Raw genomic sequence first — 22,466 nt, 5'->3', positions numbered from 1 at the left:
GAGTCAAACGCAAGTAAGGGTAAAGATATGAAGAAGGCAAAGCTCAGCCTCGCCTGGCAGATCCTCATCGGTCTGGTTCTGGGGATAGCAATCGGTGCACTGCTCAACCATTTCAGTGCCGAAAAAGCCTGGTGGATCAGCAACGTCCTGCAACCGGCAGGCGATATCTTTATCCGTCTGATCAAGATGATCGTGATTCCGATCGTCATCTCCTCGCTGATCGTCGGCATCGCGGGCGTAGGCGATGCGAAGAAACTCGGGCGTATCGGCCTCAAGACCATCATTTACTTCGAGATCGTCACCACCATCGCCATCGTGGTCGGTCTGGTGCTGGCCAACGTGTTCCATCCGGGCACCGGCATCGACATGAGCACCTTGGGTACCGTGGATATTTCCAAGTACCAGGCGACGGCTGCCGAGGTTCAGCATGAACACGCGTTCATCGAAACCATCCTCAACCTGATCCCGTCGAACATCTTCGCGGCCATGGCCCGCGGCGAGATGCTGCCGATCATCTTCTTCTCCGTGTTGTTCGGTCTCGGCTTGTCGAGCCTGCAATCGGACCTGCGCGATCCGCTGGTGAAGATGTTCCAGGGCGTGTCGGAAAGCATGTTCAAAGTCACCCACATGATCATGAACTACGCCCCGATCGGCGTTTTCGCACTGATCGCAGTGACTGTGGCCAACTTTGGTTTCGCGTCCCTGGTACCGCTGGCCAAACTGGTGATCCTGGTTTACGTCGCCATCGCCTTCTTCGCCTTCGTGGTGCTGGGCCTGATCGCCAGGCTGTTCGGCTTCTCGGTGATCAAGCTGATGCGCATCTTCAAGGATGAGCTGGTGCTGGCTTACTCCACCGCCAGCTCCGAAACCGTGCTGCCGCGCGTGATCGAGAAGATGGAAGCCTACGGCGCGCCGAAAGCCATTTGCAGTTTCGTGGTGCCGACCGGTTACTCATTCAACCTCGACGGTTCGACCCTGTACCAGAGCATCGCGGCGATCTTCATTGCCCAGCTCTACGGCATCGACCTGTCGATCAGCCAGCAATTGCTGCTGGTGCTGACCCTGATGGTGACGTCCAAAGGCATCGCCGGCGTACCGGGCGTGTCCTTCGTGGTGTTGCTGGCCACTCTCGGCAGCGTGGGTATTCCGCTCGAAGGCCTGGCGTTCATCGCCGGTGTCGACCGCATCATGGACATGGCGCGTACCGCGTTGAACGTGATCGGCAATGCCTTGGCCGTGCTGGTCATCTCCCGTTGGGAAGGCATGTACGACGATGCCAAGGGCCAGCGTTACTGGAACTCGTTGCCGCACTGGCGCAGCAAGGAAAAACTGCCGGCTGGCGAGATTTCCAGCAACTGACGCAGGTCCCTGTAGGAGCGAGGCTTGCCCGCGAAGAACGATAACGCGGTTGATCAGATACACGCAGTGTCCCGTTCGCGGGCAAGCCTCGCTCCTACAGATAGATAGCGTTAATACAAACCCCGGAGAAATCCGGGGTTTGTCGTTTCTGGCTACCCCGCTATCATTCGCGGCATTCTTCGGGGGATTTAACTGATGCTCAATGGCCTGTGGCTTGGCTTCTTCATCGTGGCGGCCGTTTCGGCGCTGGCGCAATGGCTGATCGGCGGTAATGCCGGAATCTTCGCGGCGATGGTGGAAAGCATTTTCGCCATGGCCAAGTTATCGGTCGAGGTCATGGTCCTGCTGTTCGGTACCCTGACCCTCTGGCTGGGCTTTCTGCGAATCGCCGAGAAGGCCGGGATCGTCGAATGGCTGGCCAGGGCGCTGGGCCCCTTGTTCCTGCGCCTGATGCCGGAAGTGCCGGCCGGTCACCCGGCCATCGGCCTGATCACGCTGAACTTTGCCGCCAATGGCCTGGGCCTGGACAATGCCGCCACGCCGATCGGCCTTAAAGCCATGAAGTCGCTGCAAGAGCTCAACCCCAGCGACACTATCGCCAGCAACGCGCAGATCCTGTTCCTGGTGCTCAACGCCTCCTCCCTGACCCTGCTGCCGGTGACGATCTTCATGTACCGCGCCCAGCAAGGTGCGCCCGATCCGACGCTGGTGTTTCTGCCCATCCTGCTGGCAACAAGCTGCTCGACACTGGTCGGCCTGCTGTCGGTGGCGTTCATGCAGCGTCTGCGGCTGTGGGACCCGGTGGTGCTCGCGTATCTGATTCCCGGTGCCCTGGCTCTCGGTGGCTTCATGGCGCTGCTGGCGACGCTCTCGGCGACCGCTCTGGCCGGGTTGTCATCGATCCTCGGCAACCTGACGCTGTTCGGGTTGATCATGCTGTTTCTGGTGATCGGGGCATTGCGCAAAGTGAAGGTCTACGAAGCGTTCGTCGAAGGTGCCAAGGAAGGCTTCGACGTGGCCAAGAACCTGCTGCCGTATCTGGTGGCGATGCTGTGTGCCGTCGGCGTATTGCGGGCGTCCGGGGCGCTGGATTTTGGTCTCGACGGGATTCGGCATCTGGTGGAATGGGCCGGTTGGGACACGCGCTTCGTCGATGCTTTGCCGACAGCGATGGTCAAACCATTCTCCGGCAGCGCCGCGCGGGCGATGTTGATCGAGACCATGAAGACCTCCGGGGTGGACAGCTTCCCGGCGCTGGTGGCGGCGACGATTCAGGGCAGTACTGAAACGACGTTCTATGTACTGGCGGTGTACTTCGGTGCGGTGGGCATTCAGCGGGCACGGCATGCGGTGGGGTGTGCGTTGCTGGCGGAGCTTGCCGGCGTTCTAGGCGCCATCGGCGTCTGCTACTGGTTCTTCGGTTAACCACAAAAACCACTGTGGAGAAAAACCCTGTGGGAGCGGGCTTGCTCGCGAAAGCGGTGTGTCAGTCGACATCACTGTTGAATGACACACCGCTTTCGCGAGCAAGCCCGCTCCCACATTGGGGTTGTGTTGGCTTTAAGGGTGGGGAGGCGGAGCGACTTTCTGCCCTTGCCCAACCGCCCAACGCACCACCTGCACCGTCAACTGATCACTGGCCTGGCCAAACCCGGCCACCACCGCCGGCACCTTCACATCGTTCAATGGCTGACGCACTTCAAAGCGTCGGCTGGCGAGGATTCGCTGGTCATACCCGCGCACCAGCAACGCATCCAGCCGCACGACCACGCTCGCCGCGGTGCCTTGGTATTCAGTCTGGAACGCCTGCAGACTCCCGCCCAATTCCAGGTCTGCCTGGAAGTTGCTGTCATCCGTACTCAGCAACGGCACCCGACCGTCCCGCTGAAAACCATCAAGCAATCGATTACGCAGCAACACCGGTGCCGGATCGCTCCAGCGCGAGGCGGTGTAGCTGCTGATCAAATCACCTTGCGGGATCACCGCAATTTTCGGGCTGTTCAACGCTTCGCTGGCCTGAGGTTTGTTCAGGCGCAGCGACCAGCGTTGCGGCCCGCCGGGGCTGGCCGAGACGTTGCTCTGGGCCGACGGCAAGCGATAGACATCGGACGGCTCGGACTTGGGCAAGATCGAGCAGGCACTGACTAACGTGAAGCTGGCGAGGAGGGCGAGGGGCGCAAGCTTCATGGCGTGAACTCCTTGTTCTTGTCATTGCCCAGCAAATAACCGCTGGGGTTGGCTTCCAGGCGTTGGGAGATGGCCCGCAACGACGTCAGGGTGTCGCGCAGTTCACGCACCGCCGGCGCCAGGCCATTGAGGCCCTGCATGCCGCTGTTCAGAGAATCCTGATTGGTCGTCATCAACGTGTTGATGGTCGCGGTGCTTTGTTCCAGCGATTTCATCGCCTGCTCGGCGCTGCCAAACATCTGCTTGCCCTGATCGTTGAGCAGGCCGTTGGCGTTGCGCATCAACGCCGACGTTTGCTCCAGCATGGCGCCAGCCTGCTTGCCGACCGACGCCAGTTGCTGCATTGCCTGACGAATATCGCCGCGCTGGTCGGCGATGGTGCCGGTGGTTTGTTCCAGATGTTCCAGCGTCTTGCTGATGCGCTCGACGTTCTCTGTGGAAAACATCAGGTTGGCGTTATGCATCAGCGTGTTCACGCCGGCCATCAGGTCGCCGCTGTCGTTCAGCAGACGGGCGATGGGCGAGGGCGACGCGATAATCACCGGCAGATAGCCGTCCTTGCCTTTGAGGTTCGGACTTTGCGGCGTACCGCCGCTGAGCTGAATGATCGACGTGCCGGTAATCCCGGTCAGCGCCAATATGGCCCGGGTGTCTTCCTTGATTGGCGTATCGCCGCCCAGGCGAATCCGTGCCAGCACCCGGCGCGGGTCTTTCGGGTCCAGGCGCAACGTCACCACGTCGCCGACCTTGATCCCGCTGTATTGCACGGCGCTGCCCTTGGACAAACCGCTGACGGCCTCGTTGAAGACGACTTCGTAATCCTTGAACTCGGTGTCGACGCTGGACTTGGCCAGCCATAGACCGAAGAGCAGGGCGCCTGCCACCACAATCACGGTGAACAGGCCGATCAATACATGATGGGCTCGGGTTTCCATGTCAGACCTCGTTCAACTGTTTAGCGGCCGTCAGCGCCGCGCGGCCGCGAGGGCCATGGAAGTATTCGTGAATCCACGCATCGTCGGTTTCCGAAACCTTGTCAATGGCATCCGCCACCAGCACTTTTTTCTGCGCCAGCACCGCCACCCGGTCGGTGATGGTGTAGAGCGTGTCGAGGTCGTGGGTCACCAGAAACACACTCAGGCCCAAGGCATCGCGCAGCGTCAGGATCAATTGATCAAAAGCCGCGGCACCAATCGGATCGAGGCCGGCAGTGGGTTCGTCGAGAAACAGAATGTCCGGGTCCAGCGCCAAGGCCCGGGCCAGCGCCGCACGTTTGATCATGCCGCCCGACAGCGAAGCCGGGTATTTGTCCGCCGCCGACAGCGGCAGCCCGGCCAACGCCAGTTTCACCGCCGCCAGGTGCTCGGCGTCTTCACGGCTCAGGCCGGCGTGCTCGATCAGGGGCAGGGCGACGTTCTCGGTGACCGTCAGTGAGGAGAACAGGGCGCCTTTCTGAAACAGCACGCCGAAGCGCCGTTCGACCATCGAGCGCTCGTGCTCGGACAGGGTCGGCAGGTTCTTGCCGAAAACCTTCACCCTCCCTTCGCTGGGCTGGCGCAAGCCGACGATGCTGCGCAGCAACACCGATTTACCGCTGCCGGAACCGCCCACCACGGCGAGGATTTCACCTTTGTACAAATCCAGATCGAGGTTCTCGTGCACGCTCTGGCTACCGAAGCGATTGCACAGCCCACGGACTTCGATCACCGCCTCGGAAGGCGCTCGGGGTACACGACTCACCAGCCCATCTCCATGAAAAACAGCGCGGCCACGGCGTCGAGCACGATCACCACGAAAATCGACTGCACCACGCTCGACGTGGTGTGCGCGCCAACGGATTCGGCGCTGCCACTGACCTTGAAGCCTTCAAGGCAACCGATCGCAGCGATCAGGAAGGCGAAAATCGGCGCTTTGACAATCCCCACCAGAAAGTGCTGAACGCCGATATCGGTTTGCAGCAGCGACAGGAACATAGCGGGCGAAATATCCAGCGACACCGCGCACACCACGCCACCGCCGATAATGCCCGAGAGCATCGCCAGAAAGGTCAGCATCGGCAGCGCCACCAGCAACGCCAATACCCGCGGCACCACCAGCAACTCCATCGGGTCGAGGCCCAACGTGCGGATGGCGTCAATTTCTTCGTTGGCCTTCATCGAGCCGATCTGCGCGGTGAACGCACTGGCGGTGCGCCCGGCCATGAGGATTGCAGTCAACAACACGCCGAATTCGCGCAGAAAGGAGAACGCCACCAGGTCCACGGTAAAAATACTCGCGCCGAAACTCGCCAACACCGTCGCCCCGAGAAACGCCACCACGGCGCCGACCAGAAAGGTCAGCAGGGCAACGATGGGCGCGGCGTCGAGGCCGGTCTGTTCGATGTGCGCAACCATTGGCGTGATGCGCCAGCGCTTGGGGCGAAACAGCCCGTGCGCGATGGTTTCGAGGATCAGACCGACAAAGCCCAGCAGTTGCAGGGTGTCCTGCCAGACTGTGTCGACTGCGCGACCAATGCGGGTCAGCAGCTGAATGCCGACGCTGATTTCCGGTTCCTTGATCGGCACGCAGAAGTCACTGAGCGAGCAATAAACCGTCTGCAACAAGGCGCGGTCGGGCGGGGACAGTGTGCAATCGGGATGTTCGGCGGATCGGCCCAAACGCTCGGACCCGAGCAACTCAACCAGCAGCGAAGCACCGGCGGTGTCGAGCGCACCGAGGCCATTGAGGTCAATGTGCGTGCTGTCGTCGTATTGGCCGCGGAGCTTTTCGCTCAGGTTCTTGAGATCGGCGTAATGGGCGAGCGTCCAGTCACCCGTGACCCGCAGTTGTGCGGGTGAGTGAGAGGCGTCTAGCTGGGCATTGCCGGCCATTGTGCTGCTGGTCATAAGCTCCGTGCTTGTTCGGCTATTTACGCAGATCTACGTAATAGCACGAACCGGATTACTTTTCTTTGATCGGTGTGCTGTCCATGATTTTGAAGCGCAACACACCGATCAACTGGCCGTCTTCAGTCAACACCCGGACCTGCCATTTACCCGCAGGATTGCCCGGGAAATTCCGCTTGTGGGTCCAGGCGCGGTAGCCCTCCTTGCGCCCGCCGTGGATGTCCAGCGGGATGCGATCGACCTCTTTGCCGTTGAACTGCCAGACGTGATAAATCCGCTCATCGAGACCGCGCGGAGCGTTGATCGCCGTGTAGGCGTACAAGCCGTCGCCACGGATCTGCTCGACGCTGACTTCTTCCAGGCTTTTGCCGGGTGTGCGGTCCTGCATCTGAGTGCTGATCGCCACATCGGTCATCCACAGGGTTGCCGGCGGCACCCACGAACGCAGCACCCAACCCACGCCGCCGATGCCGACCGTGATACTCAGAATTGCCAACGCGTTGCGCACCGTGCGGATCGGGAAGATGGACGCCAGGCTCGGGAACGACAGGACAACGGCCGTACCCAGCGCCAGTTTGAAGCTCTGGGAGGTGCTCAGGTGCAGGATGACGGGCAGGGCGGTCAGCAGCGCCGCGAACAAGGTCAGCGTGTGCAACGCCAGGAACGCCCAGCGCCGCGGTGCCAGCCATTTGTAGTAGAGCGGATCAGTGATGGAAATCAGCGCGGCGATGCCCAGCAGCCCGGTGAAAAATAACTGGCCGCTGTTCCAGGTGGTGGTGATGAAAAAGAACGGCAGGACGAAGAACAGGCTTTCCTGGTGAATCATCTGCGTGGCGTAGCGCAGCAACGGCTGGGGAATTTCGCGTTTGAAGATTCGGGTAAAGAGCTTGGTAAGGCTGTTTTCCAGCATCAGCCAGATCCAGCTGAGCACCATGATGATGGTGATCCAGGTCGCCAGGCCCTGTTGGCGATCCACCAGAATGAAGCTGCCGACCCCGGAGACAAAACCACCAAGCGCAATGACCCCGGGATAGCGCTTGATCAATTCCAGGATGCGCTGCACGTACAGGGTCAGAGTAGGCATTCGGCGGTTCGCAATAGTCGTGGGAAAAATCCTCGACAGAGTACCGCCCGGGCGCAGGCGTGGCGAGGGTGCCGGTCACTTTGTCGAACACAAAACCCGGATTGGAAATCTACTGTGGCGAGGGGATTTATCCCCGTTGGGCTGCGAAGCGGCCCCTATCCCGCGATTAAGTTAATCAGACATACCGCATTCGCCAGTTTTGCGACTGCTTCGCAGCCGAACGGGGATAAATCCCCTCGCCACAAAAGCTCCCTCACCACAAAGCGTCTTAGCCACAGGGATCGGTTATCTGCTGCGATGGACTCGCCAAGCTAAAACGCCAAGGACCATCAGGCCAAACACCCCGGCCATCGCCCACATCAACTGGTCATAACTCATGACCGGCTTCTCGATCCGCAGATACCCCGGCTGCATGAGCAACTCGCGCATGGCTTTGTTCGCTTCCGCCAGCGTCACGCCTTGCAGTTCCTTCGCCGGGTCGGCGAAGCGCCCGTCCTGGTAGTCCCCAAGCGCGCTCCAGTAGTAATCGGCCAGCGCGCTGTTGCCTTGCACGGCCCACGCCTGGCGGGCGATGGCGGCCTGTTTGAGACGGTTGAAGGTGTCTGCGTTGAGACCATCCTTGAGCAAGCCGGCCCTCAAATCCTCCAACACCTGTTCGGCCTCAGGCATGTCGTCGCGCTCGAGGTCTGCGTTCAGGCTCATGAAACCGACCCCGCCAAACACCTCGCGCTCGGCCGAGGGACCGTAGGACAAACTGTGGGACAGGCGCAATTGGCGATAGAGCGCCCAGTCCAGATAGTCCTTGAGCAGGTCGAAGGTTTCGTCGTGCTGATCCTGCAGCACCGGTTCCGGCACCAGCCAGTGCAACTTGGCACTACCGCCGACGAATCCGTGACTCAACGTGCGCTCATGGGCGGCACTGGCCTGGATTTCCGGCAAGGACAGGTGATCGCTGGGGTCGACGGCTTCAAGTGCGCCATACGAGCGTTCCAGATACGCCGGCAACAGCTTGTCGAGCTCGCCGACCACGATCAGCGTCATGTTGTTGGGCGCGTACCAGGCCTCGCGCACCGTATCCAGTTGCTCGCGGGTCAGGTGATCGACCTCGGCCCGCTCGGGGCATTTGAGGCCCAGTTCCACCGCCAGCTGATTGCTCGCCGTGTGGCCCAGGTCCTGACGATCCAGCCAACGCTGCAAATGAGAGTAATGGCCGCCGTCTTCGCGCTCGACCACTTGTTTGGCCGCGTTAATGGCGTTGTCGTCGATTCGGGTCTGCGTCAGCAACGCCAGCAGCAGGTCGAGCACCTTGCGCTGGTTTTTCGCCGGGGCTTCGATGACGAACGTGGTGTCGGCATTGCTGGTGTAGGCGTTCCACTCACCGCCCAAGGCCTGCATCCTCTCTTCCAGGCCACCTTCGCCGGTGGCATCGATGCCGCTGAACAATAAATGCTCAAGCAAATGCGGCAGCTCCTTGTCGGCGCAGCTGAAATCATCCAGACCCACGCCGACCACCAGACGAATCGCCACATGCCCGCGCTCCGTGCCGGGTTTGAGCAGCAATTGCAGGCCGTTGGGCAGCGTATAACCCTCGACCTGAAAGCGATCCAGGGCAAACGAAGGAAATGAACCAAGCAACAGACAGGCGAACAGCAGACAACGCATAGCAAGCTTCCAGGCAACCAATCGGAGATCCGTGTCGTCAGTCATGCCGCCTTCGCGAGCAAGCCCGCTCCCACAGTGGATCTTTGGTGCACTTGGAAACAGTGTCCGACTCAGATCACCTGTGGGAGCGGGCTTGCTCGCGAAGACGGCGTTGAGGCTGAGTACATGTTACTGACTGACCCCACCGCCAGACGTTCAAGGCGAATGCGTGATGTCAGCCAAATCGTCAACCGCCAAGGCACCAGTGTCCGACGTTTCCAGCACCACATAAGCGCTGCTGCAGAACAGCGAATTCAAGCGCTTCATGTCGGCGATCAGCTCCAGGTGCAGTGAACTGGTCTCGATACTCTGCACGATCTTACGTTGCAACCGGCTGACGTGAGCATGGGCCAGGCGGCGTTCCTGTGCGCGAAAGCGACGTTTCTCACGCAGTAACTGGCGGGCACTTTCCTTGTCGGCACTGAGAAATACCGACAACCCGAGACGCAGGTTGGAGATCAACTGGCTGTGCAACCCGGCCAACTCTTCCAGGCCAACCTCTGAAAATGACCGGCGCTGCGAGGTTTTCTGCTGCTGCACCTTGCGCAGCATGCGTTCGATCAGGTCGCTGGCGAGTTTGAGATTGATCGCCAGCTCGATGATTTCCGCCCAACGCCGACTGTCTTGATCGCTCAAGTCTTCCCGGGGCATTTGCGCCAGATAGAGCTTGATCGCGCTGTAGAGCGCTTCGACATCATCCGTCAGTTTGCGCATTTCCTGGGTGATGGCGGATTGATTCCCGCGCAGCACGTCGAGCATCGCTTCGAGCATATTGTCGATCAGGTCGCCCATGCGTAGCGTTTCCCGAGCAGCGTTGGCCAGCGCCAGGCTGGGTGTCACCAGCGCTGTCGGGTCAAGGTGCCGGGGTTTCGCCATGCCGTTAAGCTCCGGCCGCTCCGGCAGCAGCCACGCGCAGAGCCTGGCCATCGGGCCGACGCTCGGCAACAGGACCAGGCAGCGCGCGGTGTTGTAGAGCAGGTGGAAGCCGATGACCATTTCCTGAGGACTGAAGTCGAGGCTGTCGATCCAGTGCACCAACGGGTCCAGCACCGGAATGATCAGCAACAGGCCGATCAGCTTGTACAGCAGGCTGCCGAGCGCCACCTGGCGCCCGGCGGCGTTTTGCATGCTGGTGCTGAGGAAAGCGAGGACGCCGCTGCCGATGTTGGCACCGATCACCAGGCCGATGGCCACCGGCAGACTGATCACGCCAGCGCCAGCCAGGGTCGCGGTCAGCAGGACGGCGGCCAGGCTGGAGTAGGAAATCATCGCGAACAACGCGCCAACCAGGGCATCGAGCAGGATGTCGCCGGTCAGTGAGGCGAAAATCACCTTCACGCCCTGCGCCTGGGTAATCGGCGCGGCGGATTCGACGATCAGCTGCAGCGCCAGAATGATCAGCCCAAGGCCGATGCTGACGCGGCCCATCTGGCCCAGTCGGGTCTGCTTGCGGGACAGGAAGAAAATCACCCCGAGAAAGATCAGCAGCGGCGACAGCCAAGACAAATCGAGCGTCAGCACCCGCGCCATCAGCGCGGTCCCGACATCCGCGCCGAGCATGGTCGCGAGAGCGGGAGTCAGCGCCATCAGGCCCTGACCGACGAAAGAGGTGACAAGCATGGCGGTGGCGTTGCTGCTCTGGACCATCGCGGTGACGACGATCCCCGAGATGAACGCGAGCCAGCGTTTGGACATGTTCTGGCCGATCACATGGCGCAGATTGGAACCGTAGACCCGCAAGATGCCGGTTCGGACGATGTGCGTGCCCCAGATCAACAAGGCCACGGCAGATAACAAATTGAGCAGGGTGAGCATGCAGGCCCCCTGTGGTGGTAGCGCCCCAAAGGGGCAAATTGACGGTGCCGCGACGTTCTACGTTCTGTTACTTAAGCTGTAGTTGGCTAACGGTCTAGGCGCCAGCATCGCATAGCTAAAGAAGTGATTGAAACAAAACTGTCATGAAAACAGGTTCATGCAGAAATGAAGAAAGGGACCCGAAGGTCTCAGCCACTCAGTTGAAAAAGTGCGCGAACACAAACCCTGTGGCGAGGGAGCTTGCTCCCGCTGGGCTGCGCAGCAGCCCTAAAATCGGGGCGAGAACTCAATCGCTGAAATGATCCCTGCTCAGCCCTATGTCGATCAGATACCTGGCTGTTTCGGCGTCTCGCTCATCACAGCGGGCGTAGCATTTGATGTGCAGTAACAGACTGTACTTGTTGGGAATCAGAAGAATGACTCCATCAGCCTGATCAAACAGCTTGGCTTGTAGCTTTCGTTTTTCTTCGTCGCTCGAGACTTTTATCCAGTCGTTACCTTCAACCGTCTCCGGTGTCCAACCGGTCTTTTTGAACATGGATTGCAGGTCGTCCAAGAGTTTTGCTGTTTGGGGGAAAGGTAGCGTCTCCACCATCGGAGATGTAGTGATGCCATCCACTTTTCCCTTGCTGTACCCCACAGTCCCGTAGATGGTTTCCGGCAAGGTAAAGCCGTGCTCAGGATCATCAAAAGTGATGACGACCGGGCTGCTTATCCAGGTGGAGTCAACTTCGGGGGGGTCGCTTGGGTAAACGGCGGTTTGGCGTTCGATGGGGAAAGTATAGTCTTCAACGAGTTCTGCGTACGGCTTACCGATATGAAGGATCAACCTATCAATCGGGAAGTGAAAAGAGGTTAGGCAAATGAAAAGCATAAAAAACGTTGCTTTGTGCAGATAATCGCTCCGCCTAAGGTGACTCCTCATTTCTCGATGCGATCCCGACCAACGCTTATATCGATCAAGTACTTTGCTGTCGTCAAATCACGCTTATCGCAGCGTGCATAGCACTTAATCAAAAGCAGCAGGTTGTACTTTCCCGGCACATACAAGTCTATGCCCACGGCCTGATCGAAGAGCTTGGTCTGTAATTGATCACGCTCTGCGACAGACTCGGTTCTGAACCAATCATTATTCTCTAAAGGCGCGAGCTGCCACCCTCGGGATTTGAGGGTGTTTTGTATCTCCACCAATCGAATCACTGCCTCTCCAAATGGAATTGTTTTCGACATGGGCGACGTAGTCAGTGTCGTGACTTTCTGGGCTGCATACGTAACTGCTCCAAATACCGTGGGAGGGAGTTTGAATCCGTAAGCGGGATCATCAAACTCAATGACTGTCGGGCTGCTGATCCACGTAGAGCCAGGCCTAGGAGGGTCTTCTGCGCCGGTAGGATCGCCTGGATAGATTGCCGTGTTGTCCTCGACAGAGAATGTCGAATCTTGGACAACCTGCTCGTAGGGTTTTCCTATGTGCAGTGAAAACGTCTTGGTGCTCCAGTGTGAATACATCAAGCTGCCCGCTACCAGAAGTGCAACGAAAGATAAAATTAACCAACGATTATTTGCCCTGCTCACTCGCATACTCCGTTCCATTGGCGGGGTGTTCAATCGCTAAAGTGATCTTCTCCCAGTCCTACATCGATCAGATACCTGGCTGTCTCGGGGTTTCTTTCGTCGCAGCGGGCATAGCATTTAATGTGAAGGATCAAGCTGTACTTGTGCGGAATCAACAGAATGAGGCCATCCAGTTGATCAAACAGCTTTGCCTGAAGTCGTTGTTTGTCTTCTGTGCTTTCTGTTCTTAGCCAATCGTTGCCTTCCACCGCCTCCGGACTCCAACCGGCTTGTTTAAACATATTTTGCAGGTTTTGAAAAAGCTCTACAGCTTGCCCAAAAGGCAAGGTTTCAAGCATCGGAGAAGTGGATAGGGTTATCGCTTTGAATTCGGACCAGCCAATCGCGCCAAACTTTGTCGCAGGCAATGTGAATCCATGTTGCTTATCATCAAACGTGATAATTACTGGCTTGCTGATCCAGGTCGAGCTTGGGTGGGGTGGGTCACTGGGATAGATGGCGGTTTCGTCCTTTACAGGAAATGTCGAATCGCGCACCACATCATCGTAACTTTTACCAATATGGAAGGAAATTTGTTCCGGACCACGGCTGAAATAAAAAGCCACAGTGACCGTCGCCAACGTAACAGCGGCAGAAAATAAGTAGATATTTCGCTTCCGCATCACTTGATGCCCCCGCCGCGTGCGATGTCAGCAATGGACTGTTTTAACTTTGCTCGAGAGGCTGGCTCATTAAGCAACATGTCAAACTGAGTGGCGGCGCGCAGGACAAACTCCATCCTTTGGTTCTTGTCGGCAAGGTTGGCAAGCGGATTACTACCGAAAGCAACTTTCCTGTTGTCAGGCGCTTTGCATTGGCTAGCAAGGGTAAGCTGGATTTCCTCGGCTGCCCCAGGCAACAAACCTGTTACGACCGAAATGACATCACCTCCATGGGTGCCCCGCATGAGCATCGCAAAATGATTTTCGTCGTACATCGCTGGTTGAAGGATGTTTACCTGTTCATGAGTCGCCATTCGCTCGACGCTATCCTTGATTTTTCCCTCGTCGATGGCCTTGAACGTTGCGTAAATCTCCGGGGTATCTGCGCCAAACTCCACCTTCCCTGCAATCGGCCACATCACGTCTTTCACAATGCCACGACGGCTCTTCAAGCACTTATCCATTTCCTGATAACCCCGCACCATAAAAAACCGATGCAACGGATAAACATCCAGAAACAGCGAGGTATTACCGAGGGCAAGCATTTCATACACATAGTCCAACTGCTGCTGGACCCCGGAACGAGAGTTGTCGCCGAACGTAATATCTTCAGTAGGAAGAGGATTGGCCGCTTTAGCGTTCGCTAATTCTTTCTCGATTTCCGGATCAGTCTTGCTGAGCTTGAACCCAAATCCTTCGAAAAGGGTTTCCGACTTCCCCGTCCGCAGTTTCTCTTGCGCAGCCTTTTGCGCCGCAATTGCCGTTTGCAACTTAGTGGCATGAATCAACCCACACCCCACCTGCTTAGAAGCAAACGCCGCCAACCCCGCCCACTGAAACCGGTTATCCGCCAGCCACAACTGTGCGTAGGCCGCGTTGATCTTGCGGTTACGAGCTTGCGGGTCGGCAATCAACACGCCGCCCGGTGCCACCCATTCTTCGGCTTCTTTCTGAAACCTGCGCCACAGGCAGTTACAGGTCAGCAACGGCACTTCGACGCGGGTTTTCGGGTTGGGGCCGGCCTTGGTAGTTTCGCGCTTGCAGGCGGGGAGTTCGCAGGTGCTGTCCCAGAGTTTCTTCATGTCCAGATCGTCTGGCGCGATGCATTGTCCAGTCATTTCATTCTTCCTTGAGGCGTCAGACAGTCCAGCTGACTACGGCGAGGTCGGGCTGTAGGGTAGCGACGCTTTGGGTCATGCCCTCGGCGTTGGTCTGGCCTTTGACGATGCGGCCTTCGGCGGTTTCGATTTCGTAGTCCTGTTGGGCAATCGGCTCGCCGTTGCCGGCGCTGACAGCTTTGAATTCGACCAAGGGCTGACCAATGATTGGCAGGGGCTGAATGAATGGCGTGGGGGTATGAGAGCTGCCGATGATGACGTTGCCGGAGCCGCCAATCACCACACCGCCATGGCTGGTGGTGCTATCGAGCGTCATGGCGTTCAGGCCGTTGATGAACACGGTTGAAGAGAATCCGCCGTTCAGGGTCTGACCGCAGGTGCATGTGTCGCTGACCCGAGCAGCCGCAAGACCGTTGAAAAACACGTCGGGAGAACCGCTGGCAATCGGGTTGGTGCCGTGGCCGGGGAGGGGACAGGTGGTGGGGTCCGTGAGGCGTGCAGCCGGTTTTCCTGACATATGCATTCCTTGTCATTGTCGGTTGAAGCGAGCGAGGGACGCTAACCACCAGAGCTCGGTGCGTCAACCTTGGGAAAAAAGCAGTCGGCTGTTTTGATGTGATTCACGCGTTTTTGCAGTGCGTGTTTAAAGACACCCGGCGTTACTTCTCGGAGGCTACAACGCCTTGCGTCGTTGCCTACGGCTACGCCAGAATCCGCCGGCTTGTGCGCCTTGACCCTGCTCTCTATCGTTTCTCCGTCGCTAATAACAGCGATCGGGTTTGGTAGCCCGGAGTCTGGCGCATAGCCACTTTTTGCGGACGCTTTTTCAGGTCGCAGTTTATGGTGGCCATGCGCAGGGTCCCTTCGGGGGCGCCGGTTCCAGTACTCCGGTCTACCAACCTGTGTATGGCCACCACCCATCGTTTGGTAGCGAGAGTGAAGGCTCCAAGTAACCAGTACTGGAGTTATATCTATGTTCAAGGCAACGCCCAACCCACCGGACACCGATCCGGTCGCTCACGACTTCCCACCACGCAAACCCAGCACCATCTTTCTCATAGACCCCAAGGTCGACAACGAAACCCTGCTCGCTCATGCCTGCGAGTCGTTGGCGTCGGCCAGTGTCATGGCCAGTGAACTCGCCGCACGAATGGAAGGCACACACCGCAACACCCTGCTGGGGATTCAGCAAAACATCATGTTGGGGGAGTTGGCGGTGAATCGAGTGCTGGATAACCTCGATCCGCCTGGGTAACCACTGAGCAAAAAAAATGTGGGAGCGGGCTTGCTCGCGAAAGCGGTGTATCAGGCAACATTGATGTCGACTGACACTCCTTTTCGCGAGCAAGCTCGCTCCCACAGGTTTTGTGCACTGACTGACACCAGCCAGTGCACAGGTTCGGGTTACTGCCCCGGAATGTCCTTGCGCAGTTTCACCGGATCTTGCTGTTTGCGTTTTTTCGCAATCGCGGTGCGCATCTTGATGTTGATCGCTTCCACCGCCAGCGAGAACGCCATGGCGAAGTAGACGTAGCCTTTTGGCAAATGCACTTCGAAGGACTCGGCAATCAACACGGTACCGACCAGCAACAGGAACGACAGCGCCAGCATTTTCAGCGACGGGTGCTTGTCGATGAATTCGCTGATGGTGCCAGCCGCCAGCATCATCACCAGTACGGCGACGATGATCGCTGCGACCATGACCGGCACATGGGAAACCATACCCACGGCGGTGATCACCGAATCCAGCGAGAACACGATGTCGATAATCGCAATCTGGATGATGGTGTACAGGAAGCTGCCACCCTTGGCGGTCGGTTCCTCGTGGGTCTCATCCTCGCCTTCCAGTGCGTGGTACATCTCTTGCGAGCTCTTCCACAGCAGGAACAGACCACCGAAGAACAGGATCAGGTCTCGCCCGGAAATACCCTGGCCGAACATTTCGAACAGGTCGGCGGTGAGGCGCATGACCCAGGTGATCGACAGCAACAACAGGATCCGCGTGACCATGGCCAGCGCCAGGCCGAAGATCCGGGTGCGCTGCTGCATGTGCTTGGGCATGCGGCTGACCAGGATCGAAATCATGATGATGTTATCGATACCCAGGACGATTTCCAGGGCGGTCAGGGTAAAGAAGGCAACCCAGATTTCAGGGTTGGTCAGCCATTCCATGTGTATTCCTTTGAGCGAGTGTTAAACCACAAAAGGCCCAGGCTTCGAACAGCGAAGCCTGGACCCGTTGTGGTGAGTCTTGGGCTTATAGAGTGCTGAACAGCGGAAAAATCCCCATCAGCAACGCGGCAACCAGTATGCACATGCACACCAGCACTGCCCATTTCAGGGTAAAGCGCTGATGGTCACCGAAATCAATACCGGCCAGGGCCACCAACAAGTAAGTCGATGGTACCAGCGGGCTCAGCAAGTGGACGGGCTGACCGACGATCGAGGCACGTGCCATTTCAACCGCGGTTATACCGTAATGACTGGCTGCTTCGGCAAGTACTGGTAACACGCCGTAATAAAATGCATCGTTCGACATGAAGAACGTGAACGGCATGCTCACCAGCGCAGTGATTACGGCCAGGTACGGACCGAGGAAATCAGGGATCACCGCCAGCAGGCTTTTCGACATCGCATCGACCATGCCGGTGCCCGTCAGGATACCGGTGAAAATGCCCGCGGCAAAGATCAGACCGACCACCGCCAGCACGCTACCGGCGTGAGCCGCGACGCGATCCTTCTGCTGTTGCAGGCAAGGATAGTTGACGATCATGGCAATACTGAACGCCACCATGAACAACACCGGCAGTGGCAACAGACCGGCAATCAGAGTGCACATCAGGCCCAGGGTCAGGGCGCCGTTGAACCAAATGAGCTTCGGACGACGGGCATCCGGGAACTGCGAAACGCTGATTTCACTGTGGTCGACTTCATCGCCCACCAGGTGCAGCTCCCCCAGACGCGCACGTTCACGTTTGCCGTAGAAGTAAGCAATCAACAGGATTGCCACCACGCCGGCCGCCATCGCTGGAATCATTGGTACGAAGATGTCCGACGGGTCCACGTGCAGTGCACTGGCCGCACGGGCAGTCGGGCCGCCCCACGGGGTCATGTTCATCACGCCACCGGCGAGGATGATCAGGCCGGCCATAATCCGCGGGCTCATGCCGATGCGGCTGTAAAGCGGCAGCATGGCGGCCACGCAGATCATATAAGTGGTCGCGCCGTCACCATCAAGGGAAACGACGAGCGCCAGTACGGCGGTGCCGACCGAAACTTTCAACGGGTCGCCCTTGACCAGTTTGAGGATCTTGCGCACGGCCGGGTCAAACAGGCCGGAATCGATCATCAGGGCGAAATACAGAATGGCGAACATCAGCATCACGCCGGTCGGCGCCAGCTTGGTGATGCCTTCGAGCATCATCGGGCCGATCTTCGGCGCAAAACCACCGAACAGGGCAAAGACGATTGGAATGATGATCAGGGCGATCAGCGCAGACAGGCGCTTGGTCATGATCAAGAACATGAACGTGATGACCATGGCGAAGCCAAGGAAAGTCAGCATGGGAATACTCCAGGCGTAGCGCGGCTAGGGAATGGGCGAACCGGGTGCGGTCAGCGCAGAACGGGAAGCACGAGGCGTACGGGCGGAGTTGCAGCGAAGCGGCGGGTAATAGAGGACATCAGAATCACCATTGTTGTTGTTAAATGGGCTGTGCGAGCGATAAAACACTGGCATTGGCCGACCGGTCTGTTGCCGGTAGTGGGGCGATCCTAATCGGGGAAGCTTTCAGCCAGCTTTCGCTGGTGAAAGCATTGACCGGATGTGTGACCGGTCGTCGGACTAGGGCAGGGTGTTAAACCGAGTTGAGGCCATCGCGAGCAAGCTCGCTCCCACAGGTGATTTGTGTACGACGTATATCCAGTGTGGGAGCGAGACCGGCTTGCCGGCGAAGGCGTCGGTACATACGCATCAGGAGGAAAGGTCATGAGCGAACTTCACACAGGCGGCTGCCACTGCGGAAATCTGCGCTATCAATTCAGCGGTCTATTACACGATATCGCCCACTGCCACTGCTCAATCTGCCGACGGGTCAGCGGCGGGATCGTGACGACCTGGATCACCGTGCCTACGTCAGCCTTCAAATGGCTGAAAGGGAAACCGGCGCAGTACGATTCTTCGACAACCTGCGTGCGCTATTTCTGCTCGAACTGTGGGGCGCAACTGGCGCTGACGACGCATCTCAGCCCCGAGAGCATCGACGTGACCATCGCCACCCTCGATCACCCGGAGCAGGCCCCGGCCGAGCGGCATATCTGGACCGACAACCGTTTACCCTGGCTGCACCTGGACGAGCACTTGCCGGGTGAAGCCGAAGAAAACCTCTGATCAAAAAATAGACAGGTCCAGCGGCCGGATCGCGCCCATCCAGATCGCGTGCTCGGTGTGGTCCAGCAAATCGTCGCCGGTAACCGGGTGCAGGAACACCACCAAACCCTTGCGGTTGAGCGCCAGCCACGGCAGCACGTCACCGATCAGCTCCGGCCCGAACGCCAACTGGCAACTCCAGTCCGGGTGCGGACCCACCGGGCGTTCGTGCACGCGGCCCATTTTCAGCGGGAACACGTGCGCGGCTTGCTCACACAGCGCTCGCGCCTGATCAATGCTGCTGGCGTCGAAATAGACATGGGCGTGGTAGCCCTTGATCTGTTGCATCTGAAACCCTCTAAATCCCAGTCGAACCCTCACCGATTCCTACAGGTCACACGACATATACGTCGGAAACAAGGAATCTCAGCCATGAAAAATGCCGAAACCCCTGTGGTGAAAGTGGTGCTTTATGGTGCCATGAGTAGCCTGGGCAGTGCGCTGATGGCTGAAATGCTGCGGCGCCAACATGAAGTGATCGCGATTCTGGATGACCTGACGGCGCTCCCACCGCGCCCGGGATTGCGGACCAAGACCGGCGATGTGTTCGACGCCGAGCGGGTCAAGCAGAGTGTCGCCGGTTGTTCGGCGGTGATCTGCCTGCTGGATGCACCAGGGTTGCCGATGAACAGCGAGCACGTGGAAAAATCCATCGTCCCCGGCCCGGTCGAGCAAGTGCTGGCGGTGGATGCTCTGATCGATGGCATGCAGGCCTCGGGGATTGTCCGGTTGTTTCTGGTGGGCGATTTCGAGGCATTGGACGATCCGGAAATAGAAGATCGACTGCAACGCCACGCCGCCGAAGAAATTCGAGAAGCCCTGCAAAGCAGCTCCTTGCACTGGACGCTGGTGAATGCGCCGCGCGGGGTGGCCGGGCTGACCATTGAGCATTTCAGCCAGGTCAGCAGCAGCCTGGAGCCGGGCCTCGCTGAACCACTTGAGCGGTTGAGCCGGGTGGCTGTCGGGATTGCCGATGAGTTGCGGTTGAACCTGCATGTCGGCGAACACGTGACCTTCGTCGCGACCGAGGCTATACAGCGATAGACGGCAGCGGAAGCCCGTTCAACGATTGCGCACTGCTGGCCTGCTCAGCCATCAGCCAGTCCACAAACTGTTGAATCAGTGCGCCACGCCGTTTTCGCTGGGGCAGGACCACGTAATAGCCGAGCCTGGAAATGACCGTTTGCGCAATCGGTCGGCACAACAATCCCTGCGCCAGCAAGTTATCCACAAGGTGTCGCCAGCCAATGGCCACGCCTTGGCCGCCAATCGCCGCTTGAATCAGCAACGTGTAATTGTCGAAGCGCAATTGCCCCGGCGCGGGTGCCGAAGCAATCCCCAACTCACGAAACACGCCGCTCCAGTCGAACCAGTTGCTGCTGTTCTCACCTCGAAGGTGCAGCAGCGGGAATTCCAGAAGTGACTGGACCGGCAAGGGCAGGGCGCGGTCCTTTAGCAACAGCGGGCTGCACACCGGAAACACTTCTTCGCTGAACAGCCAGTGGCTTTCGCCCTGCTTGAATCGACCATCACCAAACAACACCGCCACATCGATATCGGTGCGCAGCATGTTGAGGCTACGTTCGCTGGTGACCAGGCTGACGTCTACTTGAGGATTGGCGGCATGAAAGCGGTGCAGGCGCGGCATCAGCCAATAGGCGGCGAAGGCGAAATCGGTCGCAACCTGCAAGACCTCATGTTGATGCTGTGCGCTGATCGCGCTCAATCCTGCATCGATATTCTGCAAACCGAGCTGAACCTGCTCGAAAAGTATGGCTCCAGCCTCCGTCAGTTCAATGCCGCGATAGATGCGATCAAACAGACGCGTGGAGAGTTGCTCTTCCAGTCGCTTGATCTGCTGACTGATCGCCGGCTGCGTGGTGCCGAGTTCGACCGCAGCGGCGGTAAAGCTGCGCTGACGGGCCGCCGCTTCAAAGGCGCGAAGCAAATCCAGAGACAGATCACCAAGGGCGTCATACATAAGCTGTGCTTATCCTAGTCATTGCCGCGCATGGGCTTTACCACAAATTGCTTGGGCTACATGCTCGATCGCAGCACTCTCGCATAAATATTCACTATGGAATGCCGCGATCACATGAAGCGCAAGAATATTCTTTTCATCATGGCCGATCAGATGGCCGCGCCAATGTTGCCGTTCTACGGCCCTTCGCCCATCAAACTGCCCAATCTCAGCCGCCTCGCCGCTGAAGGCGTGGTGTTCGACGCCGCTTATTGCAACAGCCCACTGTGCGCGCCCTCGCGTTTCACCCTGGTCAGCGGACAGTTGCCGAGCAAGATCGGCGCCTACGACAACGCGGCCGATTTTCCTGCCGATGTACCGACTTATGCCCACTACCTGCGTCGACTCGGCTACCGCACCGCGTTGTCGGGCAAGATGCATTTCTGTGGTCCGGATCAGCTCCACGGCTATGAAGAACGCCTGACCAGCGACATCTACCCGGCCGATTACGGCTGGTCTGTGAACTGGGATGAGCCGGACGTGCGTCCGACCTGGTTCCACAACATGTCTTCGGTGCTGCAAGCCGGGCCGTGCGTGCGCACCAATCAGCTGGATTTCGACGAAGAGGTGGTGTTCAAGGCCCAGCAATACCTGTTCGATCATATCCGCGAGGACGGCGATCAGCCGTTCTGTCTGACCGTGTCGATGACTCACCCACACGATCCGTACACGATTCCCAAGGCTTTTTGGGATATGTACGACGACGCCGACATCCCTTTGCCCGAAACCCCGGCGCAAACCGAACTCGATCCGCACTCCCAGCGTTTGCTCAAGGTGTATGACCTGTGGGACAAGCCGCTGCCTGTGAATAAGATTCGCGACGCTCGACGCGCGTATTTCGGTGCGTGCAGCTATATCGACAGCAACGTCGGCAAACTCCTGCAAACACTCGAAGAAACCGGGCTGATCGACGACACCATCATTGTCTTCTCCGGCGACCACGGCGACATGCTCGGCGAGCGTGGCCTCTGGTACAAAATGCACTGGTTCGAAATGGCCGCCCGCGTACCGCTGTTGATCAGTGCACCGGGGCAATTCGGGGCTGGCCGAGTCAGCGCTGCCGTGTCCACCGCCGACCTGCTGCCCACCTTCGTGGAACTGGCCGGTGGTTCACTGGAGCCGGGGTTGCCGCTGGACGGCCGCTCGCTGGTCTCGCACCTGCAAGGGCAGGGCGGTCACGACGAAGTCTTCGGCGAATACATGGCCGAAGGCACCATCAGTCCTTTGATGATGATCCGGCGCGGCGCTTACAAATTCATCTACAGCGAAGACGACCCTTGCCTACTCTTCGATGTACACAATGATCCGCGCGAACAGGAAGAACTCAGTCAATCGCCGCAACATCGGCCATTGTTCGAAGATTTTCTGGCCGAAGCACGGGCCAAATGGGACATTCCGACGATTCACCAACAAGTGCTCGCCAGTCAGCGGCGCCGGCGTTTCGTCGCCGATGCGCTGACCATCGGCAAGTTGAAGAGCTGGGATCACCAGCCGCTGGTGGACGCCAGTCAGCAGTACATGCGCAACCACATCGACCTCGACGATCTGGAACGTAAAGCACGTTATCCACAACCCTGCCAAAACCAATAATG

22 protein-coding genes are annotated in these 22,466 nt (G+C 58.5%); 6 read left to right on the top strand and 16 right to left on the bottom strand.

Annotated features, from left to right (window positions below):
* Positions 1 to 27: 27 nt before the first annotated feature.
* Complete coding sequence (gene gltP / locus ACYZTM_RS15535; RefSeq protein WP_131059084.1) at positions 28 to 1,359, top strand: glutamate/aspartate:proton symporter GltP; 1,332 nt, start codon at positions 28 to 30, stop codon at positions 1,357 to 1,359.
* Between the two features lie 195 nt (positions 1,360 to 1,554).
* The gene (locus tag ACYZTM_RS15530; protein WP_131059083.1) at positions 1,555 to 2,784 is read left to right on the top strand and encodes a nucleoside recognition domain-containing protein; all 1,230 of its coding nucleotides are present in this window, start codon (positions 1,555 to 1,557) and stop codon (positions 2,782 to 2,784) included.
* Positions 2,785 to 2,919: 135 nt separating this feature from the next.
* Here the strand turns inward: ACYZTM_RS15530 and ACYZTM_RS15525 are convergent, their stop codons facing one another.
* From ACYZTM_RS15525 to ACYZTM_RS15470, 12 genes are all read right to left on the bottom strand, one after another.
* Positions 2,920 to 3,546, bottom strand: a complete 627-nt coding sequence (locus ACYZTM_RS15525) for an ABC-type transport auxiliary lipoprotein family protein (RefSeq protein WP_461983305.1) — start codon at positions 3,544 to 3,546, stop codon at positions 2,920 to 2,922.
* On the bottom strand, positions 3,543 to 4,481 hold the full coding sequence (locus tag ACYZTM_RS15520; protein WP_461983303.1) for an MlaD family protein: 939 nt from the start codon (positions 4,479 to 4,481) through the stop codon (positions 3,543 to 3,545). The genes ACYZTM_RS15525 and ACYZTM_RS15520 overlap by 4 nt, the downstream gene beginning before the upstream one ends.
* Position 4,482: 1 nt before the next feature.
* Positions 4,483 to 5,286 (bottom strand): ABC transporter ATP-binding protein, encoded by an 804-nt coding sequence (locus tag ACYZTM_RS15515; RefSeq protein ID WP_461983301.1) that lies wholly within the window; start codon positions 5,284 to 5,286, stop codon positions 4,483 to 4,485.
* Positions 5,283 to 6,431, bottom strand: a complete 1,149-nt coding sequence (locus ACYZTM_RS15510; protein ID WP_461983299.1) for an ABC transporter permease — start codon at positions 6,429 to 6,431, stop codon at positions 5,283 to 5,285. Before ACYZTM_RS15510 ends, ACYZTM_RS15515 begins: the two co-directional genes overlap by 4 nt.
* 55 nt (positions 6,432 to 6,486) lie before the next feature.
* Complete coding sequence (locus ACYZTM_RS15505) at positions 6,487 to 7,515, bottom strand: DUF5924 family protein (protein WP_461983297.1); 1,029 nt, start codon at positions 7,513 to 7,515, stop codon at positions 6,487 to 6,489.
* Positions 7,516 to 7,800: 285 nt separating this feature from the next.
* Complete coding sequence (locus tag ACYZTM_RS15500) at positions 7,801 to 9,177, bottom strand: M16 family metallopeptidase (protein WP_461983295.1); 1,377 nt, start codon at positions 9,175 to 9,177, stop codon at positions 7,801 to 7,803.
* A gap of 195 nt (positions 9,178 to 9,372) precedes the next feature.
* Entirely contained in the window at positions 9,373 to 11,031 is a 1,659-nt protein-coding gene (locus tag ACYZTM_RS15495) for a Na/Pi cotransporter family protein (RefSeq protein WP_461983293.1), read from the bottom strand.
* Between the two features lie 286 nt (positions 11,032 to 11,317).
* The gene (locus ACYZTM_RS15490) at positions 11,318 to 11,860 is read right to left on the bottom strand and encodes a hypothetical protein (RefSeq protein WP_461983291.1); all 543 of its coding nucleotides are present in this window, start codon (positions 11,858 to 11,860) and stop codon (positions 11,318 to 11,320) included.
* 92 nt (positions 11,861 to 11,952) lie between these two features.
* The gene (locus ACYZTM_RS15485; RefSeq protein ID WP_461983289.1) at positions 11,953 to 12,612 is read right to left on the bottom strand and encodes a hypothetical protein; all 660 of its coding nucleotides are present in this window, start codon (positions 12,610 to 12,612) and stop codon (positions 11,953 to 11,955) included.
* Positions 12,613 to 12,635: 23 nt separating this feature from the next.
* Entirely contained in the window at positions 12,636 to 13,268 is a 633-nt protein-coding gene (locus tag ACYZTM_RS15480) for a hypothetical protein (protein WP_461983287.1), read from the bottom strand.
* Positions 13,268 to 14,425 (bottom strand): DUF2515 family protein, encoded by a 1,158-nt coding sequence (locus ACYZTM_RS15475; protein WP_461983285.1) that lies wholly within the window; start codon positions 14,423 to 14,425, stop codon positions 13,268 to 13,270. The genes ACYZTM_RS15480 and ACYZTM_RS15475 overlap by 1 nt, the downstream gene beginning before the upstream one ends.
* A gap of 19 nt (positions 14,426 to 14,444) precedes the next feature.
* Positions 14,445 to 14,942: a PAAR domain-containing protein gene (locus ACYZTM_RS15470; RefSeq protein WP_461983283.1), complete on the bottom strand. Its 498-nt coding sequence runs from the start codon at positions 14,940 to 14,942 to the stop codon at positions 14,445 to 14,447.
* Positions 14,943 to 15,398: 456 nt separating this feature from the next.
* Between ACYZTM_RS15470 and ACYZTM_RS15465 the strand changes: the two genes are divergently transcribed.
* Positions 15,399 to 15,680, top strand: a complete 282-nt coding sequence (locus ACYZTM_RS15465) for a DUF6124 family protein (RefSeq protein WP_461983282.1) — start codon at positions 15,399 to 15,401, stop codon at positions 15,678 to 15,680.
* Between the two features lie 149 nt (positions 15,681 to 15,829).
* On the opposite strand, the gene ACYZTM_RS15460 is transcribed toward ACYZTM_RS15465, so the two are convergent.
* Both ACYZTM_RS15460 and ACYZTM_RS15455 read right to left on the bottom strand, forming a co-directional pair.
* The gene (locus ACYZTM_RS15460; RefSeq protein WP_131059072.1) at positions 15,830 to 16,597 is read right to left on the bottom strand and encodes a TerC family protein; all 768 of its coding nucleotides are present in this window, start codon (positions 16,595 to 16,597) and stop codon (positions 15,830 to 15,832) included.
* Positions 16,598 to 16,682: 85 nt separating this feature from the next.
* Entirely contained in the window at positions 16,683 to 17,990 is a 1,308-nt protein-coding gene (locus tag ACYZTM_RS15455) for a CitMHS family transporter (protein ID WP_131059071.1), read from the bottom strand.
* Between the two features lie 423 nt (positions 17,991 to 18,413).
* Here ACYZTM_RS15455 and ACYZTM_RS15450 point away from each other — a divergent pair, with 423 nt between their 5' ends.
* A complete protein-coding gene (locus ACYZTM_RS15450) occupies positions 18,414 to 18,815 on the top strand; it encodes a GFA family protein (protein WP_461983280.1) in 402 nt (133 codons plus the stop codon).
* Here ACYZTM_RS15450 and ACYZTM_RS15445 read toward each other — a convergent pair whose 3' ends face one another.
* Complete coding sequence (locus ACYZTM_RS15445) at positions 18,816 to 19,142, bottom strand: DOPA 4,5-dioxygenase family protein (RefSeq protein WP_131059069.1); 327 nt, start codon at positions 19,140 to 19,142, stop codon at positions 18,816 to 18,818.
* Between the two features lie 84 nt (positions 19,143 to 19,226).
* Here ACYZTM_RS15445 and ACYZTM_RS15440 point away from each other — a divergent pair, with 84 nt between their 5' ends.
* Entirely contained in the window at positions 19,227 to 19,898 is a 672-nt protein-coding gene (locus ACYZTM_RS15440; RefSeq protein ID WP_131059068.1) for an NAD(P)-dependent oxidoreductase, read from the top strand.
* On the opposite strand, the gene ACYZTM_RS15435 is transcribed toward ACYZTM_RS15440, so the two are convergent.
* Positions 19,885 to 20,835: a choline sulfate utilization transcriptional regulator gene (locus ACYZTM_RS15435; RefSeq protein ID WP_461983279.1), complete on the bottom strand. Its 951-nt coding sequence runs from the start codon at positions 20,833 to 20,835 to the stop codon at positions 19,885 to 19,887. The genes ACYZTM_RS15440 and ACYZTM_RS15435 overlap by 14 nt on opposite strands.
* A 114-nt stretch (positions 20,836 to 20,949) precedes the next feature.
* Here ACYZTM_RS15435 and betC point away from each other — a divergent pair, with 114 nt between their 5' ends.
* Positions 20,950 to 22,464 carry a choline-sulfatase gene (gene betC / locus ACYZTM_RS15430; RefSeq protein WP_461983278.1) on the top strand — a complete coding sequence of 505 codons (1,515 nt, stop codon included), beginning with the start codon at positions 20,950 to 20,952 and terminating at the stop codon, positions 22,462 to 22,464.
* The last annotated feature ends 2 nt before the right edge of the window (positions 22,465 to 22,466 follow it).

The organism is Pseudomonas sp. MDT2-39-1, from assembly GCF_054898085.1.
Note: the sequence above shows the minus strand (reverse complement) of the source record. Positions and strands in the feature narration are given on the sequence as shown.